Raw genomic sequence first — 17611 nt, 5'->3', positions numbered from 1 at the left:
GGATTGGGGTAGTCGGGGGGATGGAGCAGGGGGCGATCTCCGACTACGGGTTCCTGTCCGACTGCCGCTCGGCCGCGCTCGTCGGCCGGAACGGATCGATCGACTGGTGGTGCCCGGACCGGTTCGACGCGCCGTCGGTCTTCGCCCGGCTACTCGACCCGGCCGGCGGTCACTGGTGGCTCGGGCCGGTCGCTCCCGGCCGGGTGCAGCGGTCGTACGAGCGGGACACGCTCGTGTTGCGGACCGTGCACCACACCCCGGAGGGCAGCGTCGCGGTCACCGACGCGCTCGCCGCCGAGCAGGGTGCCCGCGCGCACGAACTCGGCATGAACTCGCCGGCCGTGCTGCTGCGGGTGGTCGAGGGTCTCTCCGGTCGGGTCCGGATGGGCGTGGACTACCTGCCGCGACCCGAGTACGGCCTGATCACCCCGTACCTCCGCGAGCAGGACGACGGTTCGGTGCTGGCCCGGGCCGGCCCGGCGGTGCTGGTGTTGCGCGGCGACGGGCTGCGGCTGCGCGTCGTCGACGACCGGGTCCGGCACACCTTCGAGGTCGCCGCGGGACAGGTGGTCGGCTTCGACCTCGCGTACGCGGCCACTCACGGTGCCCCACCGGCGCGGCGGGACGCGGTGCCGGGCGTCGCCGACACCGTGCGGGCCTGGCAGGCGTTCCGGGAGAGCCATCACTACGACGGTCGGCACGCCGAGGTGGTCCGGCAGAGCGCGACGATCCTCACCGGTCTGACGTACGCCCGCAGCGGCGCGGTCGCCGCGGCGCCGACCACGTCCCTGCCGGAGCTGCTCGGTGCCGACCGCAACTACGACTACCGCTTCTCCTGGTTGCGCGACTTCGCCATGACCATGCGCGCGATGTGGGTGGCGGCCTGCCCGGACGAGGCCTCCCGGCTGTTCGCGTGGGCCGCCTACTCCACGGGCCGGATCGGTGCCGAACCGGTGCCTGTGGTGTTCGGGTTGGAGGGGGAGCGGGACATCTCCGAGCACTTCTGCGACAACCTGGCCGGCTACGCAAACAGTTCGCCGGTACGCATCGGCAACGACGCCTGGCGGCAGCGGCAGCTCGACGTGCCGGGCGAGGTGGTCTCGGCGATCTGGAAGTTCCGCGACTACCTCGGTGCGCAGTTCGGTGCGGAGCTGCGGGAGATGGTCCTCGGCCTCACCGAGCAGGTGGCCGCCACCTGGCACCTGCCCGATCGGGGCATCTGGGAGCACCGGGACGCCGAACGGCACTACCTCTGCTCCAAGGTGCTCTGCTGGGTGGCGATGGATCGGGCGGTGCGGTTGGCTCCGCGACTGGGTGAGCGGGCGGACGTCCGGCGGTGGGCCGGCATCCGGGACGAGATCCGCGCCACCGTGCTTCGCGAGGGGTACGACGAACGTCGTGGCGCGTACACCGGGGTTCTCGGCTCGCCCGAGTTGGACGCGGCGGTGCTGTACCTGCCGGTGGTGGGTTTCCTGCCCGCCCAGGATCCCCGGATGCGGTCGACCATCGAGGCGGTGGAACGGGAGTTGGGTGCGGACGGGGGCTTGATCCGACGCTGGGCGGACGACCCCGGCGGCTTCCTGCTCTGTTCGTTCTGGCTGGTGGAGTGCCTGGTGCTGGCCGGTCAGCGGGAGCGGGCCGAGCGGCTGTTCGAGGAGGTCACCGGGCACGCCAACGATGTCGGGCTGCTCAGCGAGCAGATCGATCCGGGCACCGGGGCGCAGCTGGGCAACATGCCGCAGGCGCTGTCACACATCGGCCTGATCAACGCCGCCTGGCGGCTGACCGACCCCCGCGTCGACTAGTCTCTGCGGTTTTTCCTCGATCAATTCTGCAACATTCCTGCAACCCATAGGCATTGACTCTGATCTTTATGCGGGCCTAGCCTTTCTCGTGCGGGAAAGCCCTTTCCTCAGGCTTTCCGGGAGTCACCACCACCCGCATCCAGGAGGACAACCGTGCGACACAGACTCGTCAGAGGGCGGCGCCCACTGCTGCTCGCAGTGGGCGCGGGCGCGACCGTCGCCGCCCTCGCACTCGGCATGGGCACCTCGGCCTTCGCCGCCACCGTCTTCACCGACAACTTCGACGACGGCGACGCCTCCGGCTGGTCCAAGTCCGGCGGTGACTGGGCGGTGAGCGGGGGTGCCTTCACCCAGTCCAACACCGGCAGCGAACTGGCCCGTCAGTTCGCCGGCCAGACCGCCTGGACCGACTACCAGGTGCAGGCCCGGGTGCGTCCGACCGCGTTCGGCTCGTCGAGCGCCCTGGTCGGCCTGGCGGCCCGCTCCAGCAGCAACACCAAGATGTACCGGCTCGCCCTGCTCGGCTCCGGCCGGGCCGAACTCCAGGCGGTCAACGGCAGCCAGGTCACCGCGATCGGCTCCGCCTCGATCGGGATCAGCACCGGCACCTGGTACACGCTGCGCATCGAGGCCAGCGGCAGCACGATCCGGGGCTTCGTCAACGGCAGCCAGATCGCCTCGGGCAGCAACAGCCTGGTCTCGGCCGGCCGGATCGGCCTGATCACCTCGTACGCCAGCGGCGGCTTCGACGACGTGACCGTGGACTCCGGCGGCGGCACCACCCCGCCGAGCACCACGGCGCCGCCGGCACCGACCACGGCCCCGCCGAGCAACCCGCCGCCGGCAGGCAACTGGCCGACCCCGACCTCCAGCCAGAAGGTCGACGCCACCATCCCGGTCTCCGGCAGCTTCGACGGCGGCATGCGGCGCTACTACGGCATCGGCGACGGCGGGCAGGGCGAGAGCCAGGACCCGATGTTCGTGCTCGCCGCCGGCGCCACCCTGCGCAACGTCATCATCGGCGCGCCGGCCGGCGACGGCGTGCACTGCGAGGGCAACTGCACGCTGACGAACGTCTGGTGGGAGGACGTCGGCGAGGACGCGGCGACCTTCCGCGGCGGGTCGACGTACACCGTCGACGGAGGCGGCGCCCGCTCCGGCAGCGACAAGGTGTTCCAGCACAACGGCGGAGGCACGGTGTACATCCGCAACTTCCGGGTGGAGAGCTCCGGCAAGCTCTACCGGGCCTGCGGCAACTGCTCCACCTCGTACCAGCGGCACGTGGTGATGGACAACGTCACCGCCACCTCGACGAAGGTGCTCGCCGGCATCAACACCAACTGGGGAGACACCGCCCGGTTCAGCCGGATCACCATCCTCAACGACGCCAGCCGCAAGACTGTCATCTGCGAGAAGTACCGGGGCGTGCCGAAGGGCAGCGAGCCCACCAAGATCGGTGAAGGGGCCGACGGGGTGAACTGCATCTACTCGTCGTCGGACATCACGTACCGCTGACCCACAACTGCGGTCCGGCTCCAGCCGACGCCCCGGGCGCCCGACGGCCCCGGGGCGTCGCGCTGGCTGGTACCCCGCCGCCAATGGCGGGTCGCCGGCATGGCGGCGACGATCGGGGGTAGAACGGTCGGTATGGACCACGCTGACCACCCCGTCGCCGTTCTCCCCGGCGACGTCCGGATCCCGCTGCTCGGCTTCGGCACCTGGCAGGCCACCGGCGAGGCCGGTTTCCAGGCTGTGCTGGCCGCACTCGACGCCGGTTACCGGCACATCGACACCGCCACCATGTACGGCAACGAGAAGGAGGTGGGCCGGGCCGTACGCGAGAGTGGTCTGCGCCGGGAGGACGTCTTCATCACCACCAAGCTGCCACCCGAGCGGGTCGGCCGGGAACGGGAGACGATCGAGGAGAGCCTGCGCGCCCTCGACACCGAGTACGTCGACCTGTGGCTGGTGCACTGGCCGCCGAGCGAGCCGGGTGACCTGATCCCGGCCTGGCGGGAGATGATCGCCGTACGCGAGGCGGGCCTGGCCCGCGCGGTGGGAGTCAGCAACTTCAGCACCCTGCAGATCGACGAGCTGATCCAGGCGACCGAGGAGAACCCGGCGGTCAACCAGATCAAATGGGGCCCGCACCTCTACGACCGGCAACGGCACGCCGAGCACCGCGATCGTGGCGTGGTGCTGGAGGGCTACAGCCCGTTCAAGGCCACCGACCTCGCCGACCCGGTGCTGGCCGGCATCGCCAGCGCGCACAACGTCTCACCCGCCCAGGTGGTGCTGCGCTGGCACATCGACCACGAGATCGTGGTCATCCCCAAGTCGGTGACGCCGGAACGGATCCGCGCCAACGCCGACGTCTTCGGCTTCTCGCTGACCGCCGAGGAGATCCGCGACATCGACGCCCTCGGCCAGGGCTAACTAGAGGCGTACCTGCAGCAACGACTCGCCGCGGGGGATGTCCCCCCACGATCACCGCTATCGCTCCGTACAGGGATTGTTTACTGTGCGCAACCCCTGATCAGCTAATTGACCATCGTGAGCACCCTTCATAGATTCCTCGTGATCTTCTAAATCGATCGAACGGGGAGCGCATGGTCGAGCGGTGGATTCTGCGTGCCTTCCTCGGGCCGACCGCTGGCGGGCGACCTTCGAGACCCGAGTCGTCGCCGTTGCGCGGCAAGGTGGCCCTACGGGTAGGGCTCGCGTTCAGCGCGGTGGCCGCGGTAGGGGCATCGGCAGGCGTGGCCGCTCCGGCCGCCGCCGCCACACACGCACCGCCTGTCCAGGCGTGCGATGCGAGTAGGTCCACCGAATGGGAAGCGCTCGCGACAGCATCCGCCTGTGACCAGCCGGTCGTGATCGACTCCTCCCGGACCGAGTATGCCCAGGTTACGGCGCAGCCCGATGGTCGGCTGCGGTACGAATCGGCGGTAGAGCCGCAGCGTACCCGCCGAGCCGACGGTTCGTGGGCCGATGTGGACCTCACCTTGCGGGTCGGCGCGGACGGCTTGATTCGCCCGGCTGCCTCCGTAGCCGACGTCGCGTTTTCCGGTGGCGGCGAAGATCCGATGGTGGAGCTGCGGCGGGGCGGCAAGTCCATGCAGCTGTCCTGGCCGGAGTTGCTTCCCGCCCCGACCATCTCGGGTGACTCGGCAACCTATGTCGATGTATTCCCCGGCGCTGACCTGGTGCTCCGGGCCACGCGCACCGGCTTCACCCACGTGGTGGTGCTCAAGACCGAACAGGCTGCAGCCAACCCGGCAGCTCGTGCCATCACCCTTGAGCGAGACGGGGATGCGGCAATCACTCGGCTCCCCAACGGAGCACTGCAGGCAACGGTCGACGAGATCACCTTTGCCCGGGCCGAGCCGGCTGTGATGTGGGACTCCTCGCTGGCCGAAGTAATGGACACTGAAGTGCGGCCGTGGTTGATGCGCTCGGATGCGGTCGCGGCCGGCGACGGGGCTCGTACCGCTCGGGTGAAGACCGAGGTGACCCCGGACGGCGACCTGCGGTTGGTTCCGGACGCGGAACTGCTCGACTCCGACACCGCGACTTTTCCGATCTTCGTAGACCCGGCCTGGTCGGTCGCTCGGTCGAAGTGGGCCTATGGGACCAGCAACAACTGCACCAACACCGACTACTCCGTGGCGCGGGTGGGTCTGAGCCCCGAGGGGCCTTGTGTCGGCGTCCGTTTCCGCTCGTACTTCGAGTTTCCCACCACCAATGGCAAGGTGTCGCTGAAGAAGAAGTTCATTTACGACGCCTACGTCCAGATGTCGTTATATCACTCATGGTCCTGCGATGACACTCGGGCGAACCTGTACCTGACGCCGGCCATCAACGCGACAATGAAGGCCTCGTACTCGTCCATGAAGTTGAACTCGCACTTGGCGGCAGCATCGGGGCATGCCAACAAGGGTCGGGGCTGTTCCGACTCTCCTCAGCCCGACATGCCGATGAACTTCGATACCGAAGCACTCAGGATTCAAGTGCAGAAGGCGGCGGACAACAGCGCGAACTCGATCACGTTCGGCTTCAGCGCCCGTGACTCGGACGGCACGGATGAAGGCGCGGAAAATCGCTGGAAGAAATTCACTCCGGGCAAGGCGAAGCTAGTCGTCGACTACGACTCCAAGCCGGGGAAGCCAACTGGTCTGCAGGTCTCCCAGGTGGCGTGTCTGTCCTCGGGTGCGGTCTCCATCGGCACGTTGACCCCGACCTTCTCCGCGGTCTATCCAGACGCCGACTCCGGTCAGACTCTGACCGGCACGTACGAGTGGATCGAGGTACCGGCCGGAGGCATGGGCTCGGTCACGGACACCTCGCCTGCCCGCCGGCCGCCACCCAACCGTCCCGCTGCCACGGCTGGTGGCCGGGCCACCACCACCCAGGTCAGTGTGGCCAAGGACAGAACCTACGCCTTCCGGGTCCGGACAACCGACCCGAAACCCTATAATCAGACAAGCAGTTGGAGTGCTTGGTGTCAGTTCAAGGTCGACACCACCCGACCACCAGTGTCGGTGTCGGTGGTGAACCCGGCCTCCGGTCCCGGAACTGCTGTCACCTTCCTGATCACGTCGTCGCACAGCGACGTCACCCAGTTCAAATACGGCTGGACAGGGCCCACGACGGTCGTAGCGGCCAGTGGGAGCCCGAAGAGCGCCACGGTCACCCTGACGGTGCCGACGTACGGGCAGAACACCCTCTTCGTCGCAGCGGTTGACGTCACCCTCAACGAGGGTTCCGGTAGCCATGACATTTTCGTCGAACGTCCCTCGCCGGCGGTGGCGCACTGGGGTCTGGAAACCTACCCCGGGCAGAGCCAGGCTCAAGCGTTGCAGGACAAGCAGCCAGCCCTGAGCGCGGACACACCGCTGGTCGCCAGTAATGTGACCTGGCTGGACGGAAGCCGGCTGGTCGGTGGCCAGACGGCCAGTTTCAACGGCACTTCCTCGCAGGCTGTCACTGCCCAGCCTGCGGTCAACACCGCAGGTTCCTTCAGCCTGGCCGCCTGGGTGAAGGTCGATTCGTACCCGGATTGCGCCAACCTCGCGGTCCTGTCTGCCGACGGTCCGACCAGCAGCGGCTTCATCCTCGAGTACGACTGCTGGGCAGACCGGTTCCGCATGCGGGTAGCCGATAAGGATGGCGGCAACCTCGTGGAAGCCGCTGCGCCCACCCCCTCGATCACGCGTCGGTGGACGCATGTAGCGGGGGTGTGGGACGAGACAGATCGCAAGGTCAAGCTATACATTGACGGACTCTTGGTCGCCTCGGTGACGCCGCCGAGCACATGGCTTGCCAGTCGCGGTGCCGGCTATGCGGTCACGGGAGGGCTGGTGGTCGGACGCGCCCGCTGGTCGAGTTCGAACTACGCGTTCTTCCGCGGCGAGATCGCCGATGTGCAGGTTTTCGACCGCGTGCTGGTGGAGCAGGACTTCACTGGTGCAGTGAGAGACGAGGAAGCCTCCGGTGGCGTGGATGAGCCCGGCTTCTTGACCCCGATCCTGGTAGGCCGATGGGACTTCGGGGTGGCGCGTCCTTGTTACCTGCAGGATCTTCCGGACACCTGTGACGCGATGGACGGCACCGGTTTCAATCGGTGGCTCGCACTGCGGCGAGGTGCCGAGATCGGTGCCGGCAACCGTGACAACGGTCTGCATCTCGATGGCTACTACTTCCCCGAGGAAAACCCGGAGCCGTGGGAGCCAACGCGGGAGTGGGGAAAGACGGCGTACAAGAACGGCGTTAGCGTCGACGGCGACGGCAGTGAGCGGACCATCTGGGCGGACACGCCAGTACTGCGGACAGACCAGTCCTTCAGCGTTTCGGTCTGGGTCAACCTGACCCGAACTGATGTGAATCAGATGATCGTGCTGCAAGACGGTGTTATCGCCAGCGGATTCTACCTCTACTACAGCACCGATGGTGGTGTGTGGAGGTTCAAGATGCTCAACAGCAGCGCGACGCCCGACAACGGTAGCGGTGCCAGCTTTGCCAATGCCCCCGCACCGGATGCGACGGACAGTTGGCACCACCTGGTCGCTGTGCTCGATGCCGGTCGACGGCAGATGCGGCTTTATGTCGACGGCGACCTCAAGAACACGTCCACCCTCGCTGCCGCTTGGCAGCCCTGGCAGGCAAATGGGCCGCTGGCCGTCGGCCGGAGTTTCGATGACAGGTGGGATCCGCTGCATGGTGCCATCGACGACCTTGGTGCCTACCAGGGCGCAATGACCGACGCCCAGGTGCGGACCCTCTATGAGAGCGAGGTCGTCGAGGGCGAGGAGTTGTGAGCCCTTCCCGACCAGCATGAAACCCGCAGTCACGATCGGATCCTCGACTGCTCAAACACCTTGTTCGCCACATGCCCGCCGAGCGCTGGAGGCATTCTGTGTCATATTCGTCCGATCCAGCACCTCCGTCGTTGTCGGCCGTGACTCGACGACTGGCTCGGCGGCGTAGGCTCACCGCGACCTTACGGGCGATGGTTGCCATGGTCATGGCGGTGACTCTGCTCAATGGCCTACCCGCTCGGCAAGCCGCAGCAGATCCGAAGCGACTATTGCCCCAAATAGATGAAGTGGACCGACATGGTCGACAGGTGCAGCCCAAGGCTTGGCCCTACCTGAGGCAGAAGCAGGTTGCCGCCCCTGACCCGGTCTGGCCCAAGCCAGGTCGGAACCGCGCTGTGTTGGCCGCGTCCGATCTTCGGGCGGCAGGCCTGACCCAAGCCGGTGACTCGCCGATCTTCGTCGGCCGACCGATCGACGCGGGGAACCAACCCCTTTCCCAGGTTGACGTTACGGTCTTGGATCGTGCTGGCCTGCCAGAGGGGTGGCGCGACGGCGTGGTAATGCGGCTGGACACCTCGGTTGGCGTAGCCGCAGCAGCGACCCTCTCGGTGGACTACTCGGGATTCCGATGGGCCTACGGTGCCGACTGGGCAGCCCGTCTCCGGCTCTGGCAGCTGCCCGAATGCGCATTGATCACGCCGGAAAAACACGGATGCTCGGCTGTATCACTTGACTCGGCGAACGACTCCGCAGCGGAGCGGGTGTCGGCTGAGGTGGACGTCCGCCCGCGCCTGTTGGCCGCGAACCGGGGACGGCTGGCGGCCGAGGGCGAGGTGTCAGCAAGCCTCGGTGGCACGCTGGTCGCTCTGACGGCCGACTCCGCAGGTAGCTCAGGTGATTTCGGTGCCACCACGCTTTCTCCGTCAGCGACCTGGTCGACCGGCGGGAACTCCGGCGACTTCTCCTGGACGTACGGGCTACGTGTGCCGCCGGGAATTGCCGGGCCCACGCCGCCAATGTCGATCGACTACTCCTCGTCGAGCGTGGACGGGCGCTCGGAGGTCACGAACAACCAGCCTTCGTGGCTGGGCGAGGGCTTTGACTACTGGCCGGGTTACATCGAGCGGCAGTACGTGTCGTGCAGCGAGGACATGAAGGATGGTGGTAACAACTCACTCCGAACCGGAGACCTGTGCTGGCGCACGGACAACGCCGTGATCAACCTGAACGGGAAGGGCGACGAGTTGATCTTCGAAAAGGCGAAGGGCTGGCACAGCCGCAACGAAGACGCATCGAAGATCGAGAAGCTCACTGGCACCCAAAACGGTGATAAGGGAGACCCCGAGGATACCGGCGAGTACTGGCGCGTCACCACCTCCGACGGCACACAGTACTACTTCGGTCTGCACAGCCTGCCGGGTCACACGACCGGGACGGATTCGACCTGGACAGTGCCGGTGGCGGGTAACCACAGCAAGGATCCGTGCTGGAAATCCGGGGGATTCCTCGACTCGTTCTGCGACCAGGCCTGGCGATGGAACCTGGACTACGTTGTGGACGCGCGGGGCAACACCGTGTCGTACTGGTACGCGAAGGAGACCAACAGGTACGCCCGCAACAACCAGAACGCCGACACCAGGTCCTACGACCGGGGTGGGCATCTGACTCGGATTGATTACGGCACCTGGGACCGGGGCGCCGCCGACCGGTCGATCGCGGCCAAGGCGCAAGTGTCGTTTGATGTGGGTAACCGCTGTGTTACCACCTCGTGTGGCACGCGCGATGCCACCAACTGGCCCGACACCCCGTGGGACCAGGAGTGCACGGGCTCCACCTGCAACGGAAAGTACGCGCCGACCTTCTGGACCACCAAGCGTCTCGCCAAGATCACCACTCGGGTGTGGGACACCACCAAGAGCACGCCGGACTGGCAGCCGGTGGATTCCTGGACCTTTGGTCATTCCTTTCCGCCGCCGGGCGACGGCTCGGACCACGCCGGTCTCTGGCTCGACAAGATTGTCCACACCGGGCACGTTGGAGGTGTGCGGGCAATGCCGCCGGTCACGTTCACTCCGGTTTCATTGCCCAACCGGGTCCGCACCATGAACAACACCGCGAATAACTGGCAGCGGATCGACTACATCATCACCGAGGCTGGCGCTCGAATCGACCTGGAGTGGGACACCGAGGAATGCTCCGCGTCGAACGTGCCCGCCCAGGAGCACGAGAACACCATGCGGTGCTACCCGGTGAAGGTGCTGGATCCGGACGACCCCAGGCGTGAGCGGCTGAAGACTGAATGGTGGCACAAAAACAGGGTGAAGTCGATCTCTGAATCGGACCTTCCGACTGATCCCACCGGGCATCAAGCGCCACCCGTCTTCACCTACTTCGACTACGTCGGCTCTCCTGCCTGGCGCTACGCCGACGATGACGGCCTGGTGAAAGCTGAACACAAGACGTGGAGCCAGTTCCGCGGCTGGGCGCAGGTCAAGACCCGGATCGGGCAGGCGGGTGCGGGGCAGACATTGACCGTTACCAGTTATATGCGTGGTCTGAATGGCGATCGGCTGGCACCGGCGGGTGGCACCCGTAACGTCACCGTGCCGGCCTCGCTGGGCACCGAGACGGTTTACGACGAGGACCAGTTCGCTGGAATGGTGCGGGAAGAGGTGGTGTGCAACGGCGTCGAGTCGAAGCCGGTCTCCAAGACGGTTAACGTGCCATGGCGTTCTTCGGCGACCGCGACTCGTACCATCAGTGATGTATCGGTCACCGCGCGATTCACCAAGACCCGCGTGTCATACACGGCGACGGCTTTGGGGGTCGACGGTGCCCGCGGCTGGCGTACCACCCGTAGCGAGTCTTGGTTCTCCGACACCTACGGCACCCTTGAACGTACGCAAAACGACGGCGATATCACCCGGTCCGGCGACGAGAAGTGCACCGTCCATCACTACAACCGCAATATCACCAAGAATCTCCTGTTGTTGGTGAAACAGACGACCACCACGGCGCTGCCCTGCGGGACCAGCCCGACGCGTCCGGAGCACGTCGTCTCCGACACGCGCACCTACTACGACGGCAAGAGCAGTCTCGACGCTGCTCCGGACCGCGGCGAGCCAACGCGTACCGATGCGCTGAACGGCTGGTCGTCCTCAGACGGCACCGTCTGGCAGACCGTCGGTCGGATGACCTACGACGAGTTCGGTCGGGTTGCGAGCAGCACGGACGTGCGGGGTAACACCACCCAGACCATGTACACGCCGGCCACCGGAGGGTTGGCTACCGCGATCACTACGAAGAGTCCGGAACCATACAACTGGACCACGACGAATCAGCTCACGCCCTACTGGGGCACTATCACGAAGACCACCGACCAGAACAACGGCATTAGCGAAACCGTGTACGACCCGCTTGGTCGGGTCTGGCGGGAATGGAAACTCGGCTGGTCGCGGGCTGGCCACGAGGCCACCCCGTCGGCTGAGTACACCTACGAGTTTGCAACTAACCGGAATTCCTACCCGCACGTCGTGAAGAAGGTACTGAACGCGGCGGGTAGATACGTGACCTCATACCACATCGCGGATTCCTTGCTGCGTCCGCGGCAGACCCAGACGCCAGGCGTCGGGGGAGATCGGGTCGTCACCGATACGGTGTACGACGAATGGGGGCGGGTATCGGCGACCTATCAGCCGCACGTCGAGCCGGGCGATCCGTCCGGAACTCTGTGGTGGGAGCCGGAATGGTCGGTGCCTGCGGTGGCCCGGACCATCTACGACCGGGCTGGCCGCCCCACGGCCGGGATCTTCCTCTCTGGTTACGGAGAGGACAACCTGGTTGAGCGTTGGCGGACCACCACAGCCTACGAAGGTGACCTGGTCAAGCTGACGCCGCCTGATGGCACGGCACCCACGACCACTGTCAGCGATGCCCTTGGCCGCGTGGCGGAGCTACGCAAGCACACCACCGCTGCTGGTGTAAACGGTGACTACGTGTCGACCTGGTACACGTACGACGGCAAGGGTCAGTTGACGAAGTTCGCCGATTCCGACGGCAACGAGTGGACCTACAAGTACGACGTCAAGGGCCGCCAGTACGAGGCCGTCGATCCGGACAGGGGCAAGAGCACCAACGGCTACAACGAGTACGACGAGTTGGTGTCAACCACCGATGCCCTTGGCAACAAGCTATGGCGCGGTTACGACGCTCTGGGTCGGCAGACGGAGCTGCGTGAAGGCTCAGAGACCGGGCGACTGCAGGCCCGGTGGCGCTATGACAGCCTCTACACCGGGTCGACAGTGCGGGCCAAGGGACAGCTCGCCGAGGTGTTCCGCTATCGGTACGAGCCAGCCGGATCGACGCATATATATAGGTGGCAGGTCGGCGGCTTCAACGAGCGCTACCAGCCGACAAACGTCAACTTTGTCATTCCTGCCATCGAGGGAACCTCGCTGACTGGCACCTGGTCCTACGGCTATGGCTATTCGCCGTACGACGGCACTGCCTCGAGCATGACCTACCCGGCGGGTGGAGGATTGCTCGCCGAGACCGTCACCACCTCGTTCGACGAGGCGACCGGCCTGCCGCGAGATCTCAAGACCACCAACGCGGCGGGCACGTACGTCGCTGGTCAGCGGTACACCGTCTACGGCGAGCCGACCGTCACGACGCGTAAGACCGCGGGCGGGGTCTACGTCGAAGACAGCATCTACTACGACCCGCACACCCGGCAGGTCACCCAGACGGCGATCCGGCCGGAGACGGCTACGGGCACGGTCTCGGACCGGAATTTTACCTACAATCATGCTGGCGGCATTACCGCCATCAAAGACACCCCGCAGATCGGGCAGGCCGACCAACAGTGCTTCCGGCCCGACCAACTACAACGGCTCGCGATCGCCTGGACGCCGAGGGCAGACATCGACTGCGAGACCGACCCGAGCGCGGCGAACCTCGGCGGTCCGGCACCGTACTGGCTCCAGTGGGAGATCGACCACGTCGGTAACCGGACCAAGGAGATCTCCACTAGCGCCTCCGGCCAAGTGACCACCAGGGCGTACACGCTGCCGGCTGGTGGTGCCGGCGTGGCGCGGCCACACGCGGTGACCGAGGTGACTACCCAGGTCGCGGGTCAGTCCAACACGGTCACCAACTACGCGTACGACGAGGCCGGCAACATGATCTGTCGGCCGGCGGGAACAGTCACGAACAGTTGTCCGAACGGTAGCGGTTCGCAGCGGCTCGACTGGGATCCTGAGGGACGGCTCGCCTCGGTGACCGCGGCGGGTAACTCTGTGGAGACTAACGTCTACCACGCCGACGGCACCCGCTGGGTTCGACGGGACGCCACCGGCACCACCCTCTACCTGCCCGGGCAGGAGATCCGCAGGGACAATGACTCGGCCGTCACGGGCACGCGCTACTACAGTTTCGCCGGCCAGGTCTGCGCCATGCGTACCTCGACTGGGTTGACCTGGCTCTACGTTGACCATCAAGGCACCCAGCACACTGCGATCGGCGCCGCCTCCCAAGCGGTGACGGAGCGCCGCCAGTTGCCGTACGGCGGGCCGCGCGGAACCAGCGGTAGTTCGTGGTTGAACGAGAAGGGCTTCGTTGGCGGCGACAACGATCCCAGCGGCATGGTGCTCATCGGTGCCCGTCACTATGACTCGGCCCTGGGCCGGTTCGTCTCAGTGGATCCGTTGATGAACCTGACGTCGCCGCAGAGCTGGAACGGGTACGCGTATGCGCACAACGGCCCGGTCAGCCTCAGTGACCCGAGTGGACTGTACGTCTTCGAAGACCCGGACGGCGGTGGAGAGCGTTTCCCGACGCCCAAGGACGGCGCGGACGAGGCGAAGAAGGAGCGGGAGCGGCGCCAGGACGAGCAGAGCCGGGTGCGGCGCCAGCTTGACCCGGATACGGGCCTGGTGCGTCCCGACCCTCCGCCATTTGCCTTCTATGTGACGAGCTACTACTGCGGCTACGGCTTCATGCCGGGCGGCTGTCACATCACCTCTCGCTCGGACGAGGACATCGCCAGAGCCTTCGCGACGTATGTCTGCGCCTACTACGAAGACTGTGCCGCCGAAGAGGCGTACCGGCAGGACAACGCCTTGACCTATCACGAAAACATGAGCAACGTTCCAGTTCTCGGGGTGCCGTCGAGCCTCTTCCTCGCGAACGACGCCTACCAGAAGGGCGACTATCTCGGGGCCGCCCTGGAGGTTGTCGGTCTGCTTCCCGCAGGCCGGGCTGGCAAACACGGGCGTCGCCTGGGATGCCGCAACAGCTTCCCGCCCGGCACCCTGGTGCTGATGGCGGACGGCACGACCAAAGCGATTGAGGATGTCCGGGTCGGTGATGTAGTGGAAGCCACTGATCCGGAGACCGGAGAATCAGGTCCCCGCACCGTGACCGCCGAGATCACCGATTCCGGCGAGAAGACCTTAGTGAAGCTTGTGCTGGATGTTGGCACCGCCACGGAGTCCGTCACGGCCACCGACAACCATCCCTTCTGGGAAGACAGCGAGCGCAAGTGGACCCGCGCCGGGGACCTGCGCGTGGGGCAGCTGGTGCGTACGCCGGACGGCAGCCGGGTCCGCGTCATCGACATCGTCGCGTACAACCTGCCAGCCGTCGTCCACAACCTCACCGTCGACGACCTCCACACGTACTATGTGCTCGCCGGCAATGTACCGGTGTTGGTGCACAACACGAATGGATGCTGGCCCGGTCTGGATGTTCTCTCGGCAACTGGGGCGCGTCCTGCCAAGGGCGGGTTGACCCACGCCGGTCGGGAATATCAGAAGCACATGGGTAGAGGGGAACTTCCGAAGGTGCCAGGAAAGGAACTGGACACGGCGGGCCAGGGCTACTTGGACGATATTCTGACGACGCCTGGGACGCGGCGTGTGCCCATCAACGGTGGCAGCTTCAATGGCGGAAACTATTACATTCGCCCGGATGGGGCCGGTGCAGCCTTCGACAGTAACGGTGTATTTCAGTACTTCGGGAAATTCTCTTGATCACTATAGAGCCAGCTACGCTGCGTAGAGCGGATGACAGTCGACTCGGCGAGCTCGCGGCGACACTTGCTGGCCAACGGCTGGTTGGTGCGCGGTATGTGACTCCGGCCGGCGCTGGCTGGGAAAATTACAGTGATATCGAAGGTGTTCATGATGTCGACATGGGAGTCGAATTGGTCACGGATACGGGTCTCAGTCTGGAACTGTCGTGGGCGACGCCAGGTCGCGAAGAGGGATTATCTCTGACGCTGGGTCGTGAAGAGGAACGGACTTCAAGCGACCTTGTTGACCTCGTGGATGTCAGCGGGCATCAGGACTGGTTGGGCATTATCGGCAGTTTTGTGGAAGTGGTCGCCGTTTCCTTCTGCGTCTATAGCGACGACTTATCGGTCAGGCCGTGGTCCTTCCGGATCGGACTCTCGAATGGCTCATCAGTAACAGTCGCACTCGGTGAGACCGAGGGCAATTTCATTCGTTACTTGCCGGACAATCTCGTCGTGATATTGGACGAGGCTGCAGCTAGAGGCTATGAAATCGCCGATGGTCTTCAACCCGCGTGGGGTGAAGTTGTGCCGGACGCAGAGTAGCCATCGGTCCCCTGGGTGTGCGATGGTCGGCCCGCGTTGCCGTCAGGGTTGTCGTCACGGCTGACCCCGCATGCAAGTGCATCGATGGGTGCCCGTCGGTCGAGATCAACGGGAAGCCTGGCCGCTCGGTGGCGTGCCGTGTTGCGGTGCGGTCGGTCCCGGAAGCGGTCGCCGTGCTGTGGCGGTCGCGGACCTGGTCGACGATTGCCCGTTACGAGAGTTCCCCGACCCGTTCCCCGCCGGATCATGCGCCCCGTAACCCAGATGCTCGGTCAACTCCGCCCGCAACCCCCGCTCCAGGACGGCCCTCACCAACTCCGACAGGAACCCACCCGGCCCCGTCAACCGCAGACCATCACCCTTGACCTGCGCCAACACCGCGTCAAGAGCCCGATCGTCGACCAGGTCCGCGACCGCCTTCCGCGCGGCCTGCTTCGCCACCTGCTCATCGAGCGCCGGCGCGGACAGCGGCAACCGCGGCCCGTCCACGGCGACCTGTTCCCCGTCGACCGGGAGACCCCGACCCTGCGAGTTGACCATCGACATCGTCATCACACTTGTCCTATCTGTGCCGACCGGCTCCTACCGGCCATAACGGATATTCACCTCAATCCGTTACACAGATCTCTCTACAAGCCCCTCGGAAGCGGCCACGGCAGTCCTCGGCTCGGACATCAGCGGCTACCCGGATGAGCATCCCCGCCGGTTGCAGGACCCGGCCTACGTCGGTGTCGCCTCCATGGTCGCCGAGGGGCGGCCCGGGTTCACCCGTGACGGGTACGCCGGCTACGACCACCTCACCACCGCGACCCACGCCGAGTGTGGAGCGCACCTGTTGCGGGCGCTCAAGGGTGTACACGAGTCGGACCCGGTCGGCCAGGAATGGGCCGAGGCCATGGCGAACACCCTGCTCATCGCCAAGGACATGATGACCGCCGCCGCGACAGCCGGGCGTAGCAGCCTCGAAGACGCTCAGGTCAGCTTCATCCGCTCTCGGCCTACGCCGGAGCGCTGTCGAGCGGGCGGGAGGCAACCGCCGCCAATCCGAGGTCCACCGCCGCGAAGCTGGTCAACCGCTTCACCCGCGACGCCGCCGAGATCCTGCGGTTCACCACCGACACCGCGATCTGGTTCTCCAACAACCAGAGCGAACGCGATCTCCGACCCACGAAGCTGCAACTGAAGATCAGCGTTACCTGGCGAAACCTGCAAGGCCTCGCCGACTTCGCGACCCTACGGTCCTACCTGTCCACCGCGAGTAAACACGGCGAAGACCTCCTCGACGTCCTCACCGCCCTATTTACCACCGGCCCCTGGCTCCCACCAGACTCTGCCGCCCACACAAGCTAAACCCGCTACCGGCAGCGTCAGGACATCGATCGGCGGGAAGCCGGCGACACCTGGGCAGATCTCGACCTGGTGTTCGCCACCGCGACCGGCGGGCCCCTCGACCCCGCCAACGTGCACCGTCAGCACGAAACGATCTGCTACCTCGCCGAGGTCCGATACATCCGCTTTCACGATCTCCGACACACGTGCGCGACGCTGCTGCTGGAACAAGGCGTCGAACTCGTCACCATCAAGGAACTCCTCGGCCACGCCCGGCTGCACGTCACCGCCGACATCTACGCCCACGTCCGACCCCGCCTGCACCGCAACGCCATCGAAGCCATGAACCGAGCCCTACAACCCGACGACACCGACCCAGACGACGACACCCCACCCGCCGACGACTGACACCCGATGAGCCACCCCCGCTTTCATGGAGCTTCTTGACCATGGTCTGATGGCCGTGGGGGAGGAAGTTGTCCGTGGCAGCACCGAAGAAGTACCCCGACGAACTGCGTCAGCGCGCTGTGCGCTTGTACCGC

At 65.8% G+C, this 17611-nt stretch carries 8 protein-coding genes and 2 pseudogenes; 9 read left to right on the top strand and 1 reads right to left on the bottom strand.

Translation table 11 applies throughout. The features are described 5' to 3' along the window. Positions 1-20 precede the first annotated feature (20 nt). The 6 genes from C1I93_RS17940 (at position 21) to C1I93_RS17915 (ending at position 15740) form a co-directional block, all read left to right on the top strand. Positions 21-1805, top strand: coding sequence for a glycoside hydrolase family 15 protein (locus C1I93_RS17940; protein ID WP_111244442.1), 1785 nt, complete (start codon positions 21-23; stop codon positions 1803-1805). A 153-nt stretch (positions 1806-1958) separates the two neighbouring features. After that, positions 1959-3320, top strand: a complete 1362-nt coding sequence (locus C1I93_RS17935) for a pectate lyase (protein ID WP_111244441.1) — start codon at positions 1959-1961, stop codon at positions 3318-3320. A 132-nt stretch (positions 3321-3452) separates the two neighbouring features. Continuing rightward, positions 3453-4241 carry an aldo/keto reductase gene (locus tag C1I93_RS17930; protein WP_111244440.1) on the top strand — a complete coding sequence of 263 codons (789 nt, stop codon included), beginning with the start codon at positions 3453-3455 and terminating at the stop codon, positions 4239-4241. 173 nt (positions 4242-4414) lie between these two features. Next, positions 4415-8122, top strand: a complete 3708-nt coding sequence (locus C1I93_RS17925; protein ID WP_111244439.1) for a LamG domain-containing protein — start codon at positions 4415-4417, stop codon at positions 8120-8122. A 308-nt stretch (positions 8123-8430) separates the two neighbouring features. Continuing rightward, positions 8431-15153 (top strand): polymorphic toxin-type HINT domain-containing protein, encoded by a 6723-nt coding sequence (locus C1I93_RS17920; protein ID WP_146603522.1) that lies wholly within the window; start codon positions 8431-8433, stop codon positions 15151-15153. Positions 15154-15251: 98 nt separating this feature from the next. Then, positions 15252-15740 (top strand): hypothetical protein, encoded by a 489-nt coding sequence (locus C1I93_RS17915; RefSeq protein WP_223256679.1) that lies wholly within the window; start codon positions 15252-15254, stop codon positions 15738-15740. A 105-nt stretch (positions 15741-15845) separates the two neighbouring features. Here the strand turns inward: C1I93_RS17915 and C1I93_RS33290 are convergent, their stop codons facing one another. Beyond that, a complete protein-coding gene (locus C1I93_RS33290; protein WP_420811789.1) occupies positions 15846-16292 on the bottom strand; it encodes a transposase in 447 nt (148 codons plus the stop codon). 88 nt (positions 16293-16380) lie between these two features. On the opposite strand from C1I93_RS33290, the pseudogene C1I93_RS33110 reads away from it, so the two are divergent. From C1I93_RS33110 to C1I93_RS17895, 3 genes and pseudogenes are all read left to right on the top strand, one after another. Beyond that, positions 16381-16923, top strand: a pseudogene (locus C1I93_RS33110) (IS66 family transposase); the annotation flags it as partial. Then, a complete protein-coding gene (locus C1I93_RS33105; protein WP_369007955.1) occupies positions 16806-17090 on the top strand; it encodes an IS66 family transposase in 285 nt (94 codons plus the stop codon). The pseudogene C1I93_RS33110 and the gene C1I93_RS33105, both read left to right, overlap by 118 nt. A 3-nt stretch (positions 17091-17093) precedes the next feature. Beyond that, positions 17094-17477 (top strand): annotated as a pseudogene (locus C1I93_RS17895) (tyrosine-type recombinase/integrase); the annotation flags it as partial. Between the last annotated feature and the right edge of the window lie 134 nt (positions 17478-17611).

This window comes from Micromonospora endophytica, from assembly GCF_003236305.1.
GTDB lineage: Bacteria > Actinomycetota > Actinomycetes > Mycobacteriales > Micromonosporaceae > Micromonospora > Micromonospora endophytica.
The sequence above is the reverse complement of the archived record's forward strand: the minus strand, read 5'-3'. Positions and strand labels throughout refer to the sequence as shown.

Excerpts from the sequence above, each read along its gene's own strand:
- C1I93_RS17940 (WP_111244442.1), top strand. The coding sequence starts at position 21 with ATGGAGCAGGGGGCGATCTCCGACTACGGGTTCCTGTCCGACTGCCGC.
- C1I93_RS17930 (WP_111244440.1), top strand. The coding sequence starts at position 3,453 with ATGGACCACGCTGACCACCCCGTCGCCGTTCTCCCCGGCGACGTCCGG.
- C1I93_RS17925 (WP_111244439.1), top strand. The coding sequence starts at position 4,415 with ATGGTCGAGCGGTGGATTCTGCGTGCCTTCCTCGGGCCGACCGCTGGC.
- C1I93_RS33290 (WP_420811789.1), bottom strand. The coding sequence starts at position 16,292 with ATGACGATGTCGATGGTCAACTCGCAGGGTCGGGGTCTCCCGGTCGAC.